This window comes from Paraeggerthella sp. (genome assembly GCF_048427265.1).
Taxonomy (GTDB): domain Bacteria; phylum Actinomycetota; class Coriobacteriia; order Coriobacteriales; family Eggerthellaceae; genus Paraeggerthella; species Paraeggerthella hominis.
Genome location: NZ_DBFOSR010000071.1, coordinates 1 through 8,997 on the forward strand (window position 1 = coordinate 1; position 8,997 = coordinate 8,997).

General features: G+C 65.2%; 6 protein-coding genes and 1 pseudogene. 2 read left to right on the forward strand and 5 right to left on the reverse strand.

Features of this window, described 5'->3' with window-relative positions:
- The 5 genes from purN to ACMNI9_RS06820 all read right to left on the reverse strand — a co-directional run.
- Positions 1 to 539: phosphoribosylglycinamide formyltransferase (gene purN, locus ACMNI9_RS06800; protein ID WP_418831316.1), on the reverse strand; the 539-nt coding region annotated here is incomplete at its 3' end.
- Between the two features lie 10 nt (positions 540 to 549).
- Positions 550 to 1,698: a phosphoribosylformylglycinamidine cyclo-ligase gene (purM, locus tag ACMNI9_RS06805; RefSeq protein ID WP_216528948.1), complete on the reverse strand. Its 1,149-nt coding sequence runs from the start codon at positions 1,696 to 1,698 to the stop codon at positions 550 to 552.
- 23 nt (positions 1,699 to 1,721) lie between these two features.
- On the reverse strand, positions 1,722 to 3,209 hold the full coding sequence (gene purF, locus ACMNI9_RS06810) for an amidophosphoribosyltransferase (RefSeq protein ID WP_418831317.1): 1,488 nt from the start codon (positions 3,207 to 3,209) through the stop codon (positions 1,722 to 1,724).
- Positions 3,206 to 4,456, reverse strand: coding sequence for a class B sortase (srtB, locus tag ACMNI9_RS06815; RefSeq protein ID WP_418831318.1), 1,251 nt, complete (start codon positions 4,454 to 4,456; stop codon positions 3,206 to 3,208). The genes purF and srtB overlap by 4 nt, the downstream gene beginning before the upstream one ends.
- 357 nt (positions 4,457 to 4,813) lie before the next feature.
- The gene (locus ACMNI9_RS06820) at positions 4,814 to 6,556 is read right to left on the reverse strand and encodes a polyphosphate--AMP phosphotransferase (protein WP_418831319.1); all 1,743 of its coding nucleotides are present in this window, start codon (positions 6,554 to 6,556) and stop codon (positions 4,814 to 4,816) included.
- 228 nt (positions 6,557 to 6,784) lie between these two features.
- Here ACMNI9_RS06820 and ACMNI9_RS06825 point away from each other — a divergent pair, with 228 nt between their 5' ends.
- Positions 6,785 to 7,708, forward strand: a complete 924-nt coding sequence (locus ACMNI9_RS06825; protein ID WP_418831320.1) for an exopolyphosphatase — start codon at positions 6,785 to 6,787, stop codon at positions 7,706 to 7,708.
- A gap of 63 nt (positions 7,709 to 7,771) precedes the next feature.
- Positions 7,772 to 8,997: pseudogene (locus ACMNI9_RS06830) on the forward strand (polyphosphate kinase 1); the annotation flags it as partial.

The window sequence follows — 8,997 nt, forward strand, 5'->3', positions numbered from 1 at the left end:
TAGATGACGTGCTCCACCTCATGGATGCGCGCCTCCAAATCCTCCAACGCGTCGCCTTCGCGCACTTCGACGGCGCGCTGCGCCACGATGGGTCCCTTGTCGTAGTCCTCGTTCGCGAAATGCACGGTCACGCCCGTCACCTTCACGCCCGCATCGTAGGCGTCCTGGATGGCGTGCGCGCCCTTGAACGCAGGCAGGAGCGCCGGATGCAGGTTGAGCACGCGGTCCGGGAACGCGTCCAGCATGACCGGCGTAACCTTGCGCATGTAGCCGGCCATGACCACGTATTCCGCGCCCGCCGCACGCAGCTCGTCCACGATGCGCGCATCGGCAGTCAGCGGATCGGCGTACACGTCGCGGTTGAGCACGACGGTCGGGATGCCCGCGGCCTTCGCGCGCTCGATGCCGTACGCGTCGGGACGCGACGACACCACGCACGCGACGTTCACCGGCAACCCGTCGCGCACGGCATCGATGATAGCTTGCAGGTTCGTGCCGCTGCCGCTCAGCAGCACGCCTATCGTAAGCGGCGTGGTCATGCGAATTCTCCTATTCCGCTTCGTAGCCGTACAGCGCGCCGTCGTTCGCGTAGCGAACCTCGGCCGCGCCGGACACGACGCGTCCCACGCGATAGGTCCGCTCGCCGGCTTCGGCCAGCGCGGCCTCCACCTCGTCGGCGCGCTCCGGGTCCACGATGAGCACCAGGCCCAGGCCCATGTTGAAGGTCTTGAGCGCCTCGGACTCGTCCAGATGCGCCGCCTCGCACACGAACTTCGCGATGGGAGGCACCGGCCACGTGCCCAGGTCGACCTGCGCGTCCACGTTCTCCGGCAGCGCGCGGTTCAGGTTCTCGGTGATGCCGCCGCCCGTGATGTGCGCAAGCGCGCGCACCGCGTTCGGGCAGGCGTCCAGCACGGCGCGCACCGGCTTCACGTAGATGCGCGTCGGCGCCAAGAGCGCGTCTTGCAGGCTTGCTCCGCCCAGCTCATCGCGCTCGATGCGCAGCTCGTAGTGGGTCTTGCCCTCCACGCACACCTTGCGCGCCAGCGAGTAGCCGTTGGAGTGCAGGCCGCTCGACGCCAGGCCGATCAGCACGTCGCCTTCGCGCACGGCCGCCGGATCGAGCATCTTCACGCGGTCCACCACGCCTACGCAGAAGCCGGACAGGTCGTAGTCGTCCGGATCCATCACGCCGGGATGCTCGGCCATCTCGCCGCCGATGAGCGCGCAGCCGGCCTGCTTGCAGCCTTCGCCGATGCCCGCCACGATCTCGGCCATGTTCTCGGCGTTCAGCTTGCCGATAGCCACGTAGTCCAGGAAGAACAGCGGCTCGGCGCCCGTGGCCAGAATGTCGTTGGCGCACATGGCCACCAAATCGATGCCCACGGTGTCGTGCTTGCCGGCCAGCTGGGCCACCTTGAGCTTCGTGCCCACGCCGTCGGTGCCGCTCACCAGCAGCGGATCGACCATGTCCTTGGCCGCCGCGATGGAGAACAGACCGCCGAAGCCGCCGATGTCTCCCACCACCTCGGGACGGTATGTGTCGTGCACGACGCCCTTGATAGCCTCCACGGCGCGCGCGCCTTCCGCCGTATCGACGCCGGCCTGCGCGTACGTGACCGCATCCTCGTCCATCCAGCTGGGCATCTGGGGGCCGTCCTCGTTCTGGTTCGCGTTCACGGTGATTCTCTCGGTCATCTCAAGCTCCTTCTTGCCGCCCTTCAGACGGACGCCTCGTTATCGTACGCTTCTGCGAAATCCTTCTTCGTCATGAAGCTCTTTTTGGACAATGATTCGGGAATGGCCACAGGATAGTCCCCCGAGAAGCACGCTTCGCAGAAACCCTGCTCGCGCACGTCGGGCAACGCGTCCCGCAAACCCTGCAGCGATATGAACGCCAGCGAGTCGGCCCCGATCCAAGAGCGCATCTCGTCAAGCGTCATGTTGGCGGCGATCAGCTGATCGCGCGTGTCGGTGTCGATGCCGTAGAAGCACGGCCACAGAACCTCGGGGCTCACGATGCGCAGGTGCACTTCCGCAGCGCCCGCTTCGCGCAGCATCTCCACCAGCTTCTTCGACGTGTTGCCGCGCACGATGCTGTCGTCGATGACCACCAGGCGCTGACCGCGGATAACCGAGGGCAGCGGGTTCAGCTTCAGGCGAATGCCCAACTGGCGCATGGCCTGAGTCGGCTCGATGAACGTGCGGCCCACGTAGCGGTTCTTCACGATGCCGTCCGAATACGGGATGCCGCTTTGCTGCGAAAACCCCATGGCGGAAGGCACGCCCGAGTCGGGCACGCCCAGCACCAGATCGGCCTCGACGGGCGCCTCCTGCGCCAGGATGCGCCCCATGGCGCGACGCGCCTGGTAGACGCTCTGCCCGTCGATCACGCTATCCGGGCGCGCGAAGTACACGTACTCGAATATGCAGGATGCGCGCGTGCCCGCGGGTACGCCCTGCTCGGAGTGCATGCCCTCGCGGCTGAAGCGGACGATCTCGCCCGGCTCCACGTCGCGCAGGTACGTTGCGCCCACGATGTCCAGCCCGCACGTCTCGCTCGACACCGCCCAACCGCGACCGTCGGGAAGCTGGCCGATGCACAAGGGGCGTATGCCGTTCGGGTCGCGAAACGCGTACAGCGAGTCGGGGCTGGCCAGCACCATGGCGTACGCGCCCTCCAGATGCTCCATCGCGTAGCGGATGCCGTTGCGCAGATGGTGCGTTTCCTGCGTGACCCACCCGATGGCCTTCGCAGCCACTTCGCTGTCGGTACCGGCGCGGAATTGCACGCCCTCGCCCACCAGGCGCGCGCGCAGCGCGTTCGTGTTCACGAGCGTGCCGTTGTGCGCAAGCGCGATCAGCACTTCGTCGATGGCCGAGATATGCGGCTGCGCAGCCTCCCACGACGCCGCGGCGCCGCTTGTGGAGTACCGGGCGTGCCCCACGGCTACGAACCCGTCGAGCGCTGCCAGGCTCGCCTCGTCGAACACCTGCGTGACCAGGCCCAAGTCCTTGGCAACCATAACGGTTTCGCCGTCGCCCACCGCAATGCCCGCGCTTTCCTGCCCGCGATGCTGAAGCGCCTGCAGGCCGAAGCACGCCATACGGGCAACGTCCTCGCCCTCGCCGGGAGCGAACACGCCGAATACGGCGCACTCCTCCTCAAGGCGATCGGGGCGCTCGCCCGGAAACGCAGCCATGCTCATGAGGCGATCTCCTTCGACGCGTCGCCCACGGCGGCCGCAGCGTCGGGGTCGGCCAAACCGCCTTCGGCCGCGTCGGCGGGCGCAGGCCCGATCGTGGAGTCGGCCACGTAGCCGAACAGCACCCAGCGACCATCGGTCGGCAGGTTGTCGCACGTGGCGAACGTGAAGGTCTGCTTCATGTCCGCAGAGGCGGGAAGGTCGGACACGCTCACCACGGAACGGTCGATCTTGTCCTGGACGTAGGCCACGCGCTCCTCTTCGGACGCGAACGCGGTTTGCGCAAGCGGGTCGTCGGCGGCGCAATGCACGAGCGAGAACGTGGTCAGCTTGACGTTGCCCTGCGGCGTGAGGATGTAGACGGTGCGGCTGGCGTTGAACGCCGCCGGGTCGTCCATGCCGGCAATGGCCGCGAACATGGACCCGTCGTTGAGGTGGTGCCCGTACACGATGTTGTTCGCATCGGAGAAGTCGCCGGCGTTCTCGGCTGCCAGGAAAATAGCGCCGAACGTGGCGATCCAGCCCTCCGAGCCCTTGAAGTCATGCGTCAGGTACTTCTCGTTGTCGGTCGTGTGCACGATCGGGTAGTTGATGTTCGTGCCCGGCACGTAGATCCAGCCCACCGTATCGGGGTTGATGGCCTTCAGCGCGTCCCAATCCACCGTGAAGTCGGCAAGCGACGTCCCTTCGACGTCCGCAGGCGGATTGAAGCCGTCTTGGGCCACTTCCTTGTACGTCTGCTGGCCCTGCCAATAGCTGAATCCGATGGCGCCGAGGGCAGCCAGGGCCACCACGAACACCACGAGCGCGATCCAGAAGACCACGCGCCACGGCCCGCCCTTTTTCTTGCGCCCGTTCGCCCCGGAGCCGTTCGGCCCAGGTCCGTTCGGTCCCCTGCCGGCGCCGCCGTATCCGTACGAAGCCGGTGCCGGACGGTGCGCCTGCTGCCCCGCCTGGGGCTGCACGGGACGATATGCCTGCTGATGAGGTTGAGGTTGGGGCCGATACGCAGCCTGCTGCTGCGTCGGCTGCGCGTAGGGCTGCGCCGGACGCGGCGCCTGCTGACGGGGAGCCTGCTGACGCGGCGCCCGGTACTGTGGCGCCGACTGCCCCTGGCCAGGCTGCTGGGGAGCCGGGGCCCTTCGGGCACCGGGGCCTGCGGCCTGCTGATGCGCAGCTTCCTGCTGAACCCGGGCACGAGCGTGACGACCGCGCGGCTCGGGATCGGGATACTGTCGATAGTCGGTCATGTTCGCCTTTCGAAGGAACGTCGAACCGCGGGCGTTGTATCGTCCTCGACCGTTTGGCGCGCCCGCTGCTGCCAGACCGTTACCATAATAAGCAAAACGCCCCCGAAACGAGGGCGCGATGTAGTCAAAAACGCAATTTTCACGACTACGGGCGTCGCCCGCGGTCAGCTACTTCTTCATCTCGTCGATAAAGCCCTTCGCAATGAAGACGACGATGATAAGCACGATGATCGCAACGACGACCCAGATGGCCTCCATGGGCACGGTCATTCCAAACAGAGTCATGTCTTCCCCTTAAATCAAGCGCGCGAAAGCGCGCAATCGGCGTTAATGGCTGCAGACCATAGTAACGCGATCTCAGGCTTCGCGCAAGCGAGCTTCCAGAGCGTCGTTGATAATTTTGAGCGCCTTTACGCGCGCATGACGCTTATCGTCGCTTTCCAGAACGATCCACGGAGCGAAGGGGGTCGAAGTCAGCCGGAACATGTCCTCGACCGCAGCTTGGTACTGCGGATGCTTGTCGCGGTTGCGCCAATCTTCGTCGGTGATCTTCCATTGCTTGGCCGGATCGTTCTGCCTTTCATGGAAGCGGCGCAGCTGCTCTTCCGGGCTCACGTCAACCCAGAACTTGAGCAGGATGGCGCCCCAGCGCACGAGCTCCTGCTCGAACTCGTTGATCTCGTCGTACGCGCGCGTCCATTCGGCGGGCGAAGCGAACCCCTCTACGCGCTCGACCAGCACGCGCCCGTACCAGCTGCGGTCGTAGATGCCCACGTGCCCCGCCTTCGGCAGACGCGTCCAGTACCGCCACAGATGCGGGTGCAGCAGTTCGGGCTTCGTGGGAGCCGGGCTGGGGAAAATGGTGTAGGCGCGCGCATCGAGCGCCTGGGCGACGCGCTTGATGTTGCCGCCCTTGCCCGCCGCATCCCATCCTTCGTACATGAGCATGAGCGGGATGCGCTTTTGGTACATCTCCATTTCCAGCCTGTTCAAACGATCTTGCTGGGCTTTGAGCTGCTCCTTGTAGGCCATCGGATCCAGCGCGAGGCCATGGTCGACCCGATCGAGCGCAGGAGGGTCGTCCACCTGGCGAAACCGCGAGGCGCGAGGAGCGCGGGCGCGGGCCTCGCCAGCCTCTTTCTGCGCGGCAGCCAAGATGCGGGCCTCCTCTTCCGGCGCGCGGCCGAACAGAGGGGCCTCCTCCAAAGCGCCCGCCGAATTGGCTTGCGCCTTCGCTGCCGCCGCAGCAGCTTCGGCGTTGGGCTGCGCGGCAAGCGCGCCGGACAGCGCGTCCGCCAGCGTTTCGGCTATCTGCAGGTTCGCGCGGCGCTTGTCCTCCCCGTTGACCAGATGCCAGGGAGCGTACGCGAAGTCGCTGCCTTCCAGCAGGTTGTCGTACAGGCGGTAGGCCTCCTCGTAGTTTCCTATGCGCGCAAGCTTCTCCTCGCTCACCCGCCAGCGCGTGGCAGGATCGTCGTGCAAGCGCGTCAGGCGCTTCTTCTGCGCCTCCTTGGTCACGTGCACGAAGAACTTCACCACCAGATAGCCGTCGTCCACCAGCTGGCGCTCGAAGTCGGCCGCCGACGTAAGGTGACGGCGCAGCGCGCTGATGTGACGCTCGTCGCGCGCCTCGGCCATGGCGGCAGCCACCGCCTTGCGCTTGCCCGTGGCCTTTTCAGCCTGGGCCATGGTCAGGCTTCCGTATTCGGCGTACAGCATGTGCTGGACTGCGGCGGTGTACCAGCCGCGGTCGTAGAACGTGGTGGTGCCGCGCATGCCGAGCGATTGCCAGAACTCCTGCATGATCGGGTAGAATCCCGTGACGCCGTACGGTGCGCCCGCAAAGGTCCGTGCAGCCTTGACGTCAAGGTTTTCCGTAACGTGCACGCTGGTCGCGCGTGCGTCCAAATGATAGAGGAGATCGGAGATGCGACTGCCCTTGCCCGCCCCGTCCCAACCCTCGAACAAGACCACGAGGCCCACGCCCTGCGTGCGCGCTTGCTGCTGCAGCACCACAAGCCGGTCCATGAGCTGGTCGCGACGCAGCTTGTACTCGTCCTTCGGCAGGGCTTCCAGCGAGAAATCGACGGTCTCCAGCATGCGCGCATCCTTTCTCCGGGGGTGCACCCCATCATAGCACAGCGGGAAATCGGGCCGTTCCGCTGCATCAACTCAAGGTAAAATCTTGGTGCCGGGTTCGCGAGCGCGCTTTGCGGCCAGCCACGGTTTGCCTACAATGGAATCAATGACCAACCAGCGCGGCGCGGCGCACGACGTCGCTTACGCGGCGCCTGCCGCAGCGGCCGAACGACCCACGAAGAAGCCATCATGCCCAACTACGGAGTAATTGACCTCGGATCGAACTCTATTCGCCTCGTCATATACGAAGTGAAGGACGACCGCCGGGAAACGTACACGAACAAGGATTTCAAAAGCCTCATCAACGACAAGGTGATGGCCGGCCTTTCCGCCTACGTCGTTGACGGCGCGTTCACCCAGGCGGGCATCGACCGGGCCGTCAACGTGCTCAAGGGCCACGCGAAGCGCTCGCGGTACTTCGATTGCAAAAAGCTCGAGGTGTTCGCCACCGCCGTGCTGCGCAACGCCTCGAACTGCAACCAGGCCGTAGCCGAGATCGAGGAGCGCACCGGGCTGCCCATATCCCTGCTTTCCGCGCAAGACGAAGCCCACCTGGGATTCGTGGGGGCTACCTGCGATCGATCGGTCGTCCACGGAACCCTGGTGGACATCGGCGGCGGGTCGACCGAGCTCACGCGCATCGAGGACGACCGCGACTTCGACAACGTCAGCTTGGGGCAAGGATCGCTCTCGTCGTTTGCGCGCTACGTGCGCGCCATCCTGCCCGCAGACCCCGAGATGCGCGCCATCGAACGCGCGCTGCGCGACCATCTGGACAAGCTGCCGCACCCTGAGGCGTACCGAGCGGACACCCTGTACGGCATCGGCGGCAGCACGCGCGCCGCCGCCAAGATGCTGCAACAAGCCACAGGCTCGGCAACCCGGCCCAAAACCATGACGCGCGACGATATTCATGCGATACTGAAGTGGTGCCGTATCGACCCCGACGCATTTGCCCATGCCGCGCTCAAAGCCTCTGCCGAGCGCGTGCATACGTTAGTACCGGGCTGCATCATTCTCCATGCGCTGTTCGACGCCTTCGGCGCGCAGCGCCTGGAAATCTGCAAATACGGCGTTCGCGAAGGATACCTGATCGAACGCATGCTGCTCTAAAGGAACCGATTCGCCATCACGCGCATCAGCGCACGTTGACGGAACGTACGGGAAGGGAAGCTCATGGAAGCAAGCAAGAAGCCGTCGATCGAAACCACCCCCAAGCAGGGTGCGGGCCATCCGAAGACAAGCCCGGCCGTTCCCGACCACCAGGAGCCAGCCGCCCATGCATCCGCCGCGGACGGCGTTGCGGGCGAGCGCATGCAGGCGGCGCCCTACCTGCAGAACCGCGAGCTGTCGTGGCTCACGTTCAACGAGCGCGTGCTCGACCAAGGAGCCGATGAAACGGTGCCTCTGCTCGAGCGGCTGAACTTCATCTCCATCTTCTGGAGCAACCTGCAGGAGTTCTTCATGGTGCGCGTGGGCAGCCTGACCGACCTGGCCCTGGTGAAAAAGCACATCATCGACTCGAAGTCGAACATGACGCCCGCCGAGCAGCTCGACGCGATCTACGCGCGCTGCCGCGAGCTCTACCCCATCCAGGAACGGACCTTCGAGGAGGTTCGCCGCTTGCTGCGTGAGCGCCGCGTATGCCATCTGCGCCCTGAAGACCTCACCGACGACCAGCGCGCCTTCCTGTTGCGCCACGTTCAGCAAAACGTCCTGCCGTTTCTGTCTCCGCAGATCATCAACACGCGTCACCCGTTTCCGCATCTTGAAAACGGAGCCTTGTACGTTGTGGTGCGCCTGAACGAGGAGATCAACCTGGGCAAGAAAACCGCGAAGGCGAAGGGCGCGGACAAGGCGGCCAAGCCCGACAAGGCGAAAAACCTTGGAGCCGAAGGCGTGACGCTGGGGCTGGTGCCCATGCCGAAGCAATGCGCGCGCGTCATCGAGCTGCCGGGCGACGGGCTGCAGTTCATCTTGCTGGAGCACGCCATCGAGATGGTGGCGTCCGAAATTTTCAGCATGTACGCCGTCAAGCACACCAACGTGATCTGCGTGACGCGCAACGCCGACCTTGACGCCACCGAAGGCACCGACGAAAGCGACGAGGACTACCGCGAGCACATGAAGCGCATCCTCAAGAAGCGTGCGCGCCTGGCTCCCGTGCGCCTCGAAAGCGAGAGGCCCCTTTCGTCAACCCTGGAAAAGCTGCTGCTCAAGCGCTTGGGACTGAAATCTCACCAGGCATTCGTCACGTCGGTGCCGCTTGACATGAGCTTCACCTGGGGGCTGGGCAGCCGCCTGCCCGAGAAGGAACGCGCCAAGATGACGAACGTGCCCTTCACGCCGCAGTGGCCGGGATGCCTTGACCGCAACCGCCCGGTCATCGACCAGGTAACCGA

Excerpts from the sequence above, each read along its gene's own strand:
- ACMNI9_RS06825 (WP_418831320.1), top strand. The coding sequence starts at position 6,785 with ATGCCCAACTACGGAGTAATTGACCTCGGATCGAACTCTATTCGCCTC.
- srtB (WP_418831318.1), bottom strand. The coding sequence starts at position 4,456 with ATGACCGACTATCGACAGTATCCCGATCCCGAGCCGCGCGGTCGTCAC.
- ACMNI9_RS06820 (WP_418831319.1), bottom strand. The coding sequence starts at position 6,556 with ATGCTGGAGACCGTCGATTTCTCGCTGGAAGCCCTGCCGAAGGACGAG.
- purM (WP_216528948.1), bottom strand. The coding sequence starts at position 1,698 with ATGACCGAGAGAATCACCGTGAACGCGAACCAGAACGAGGACGGCCCC.
- purF (WP_418831317.1), bottom strand. The coding sequence starts at position 3,209 with ATGAGCATGGCTGCGTTTCCGGGCGAGCGCCCCGATCGCCTTGAGGAG.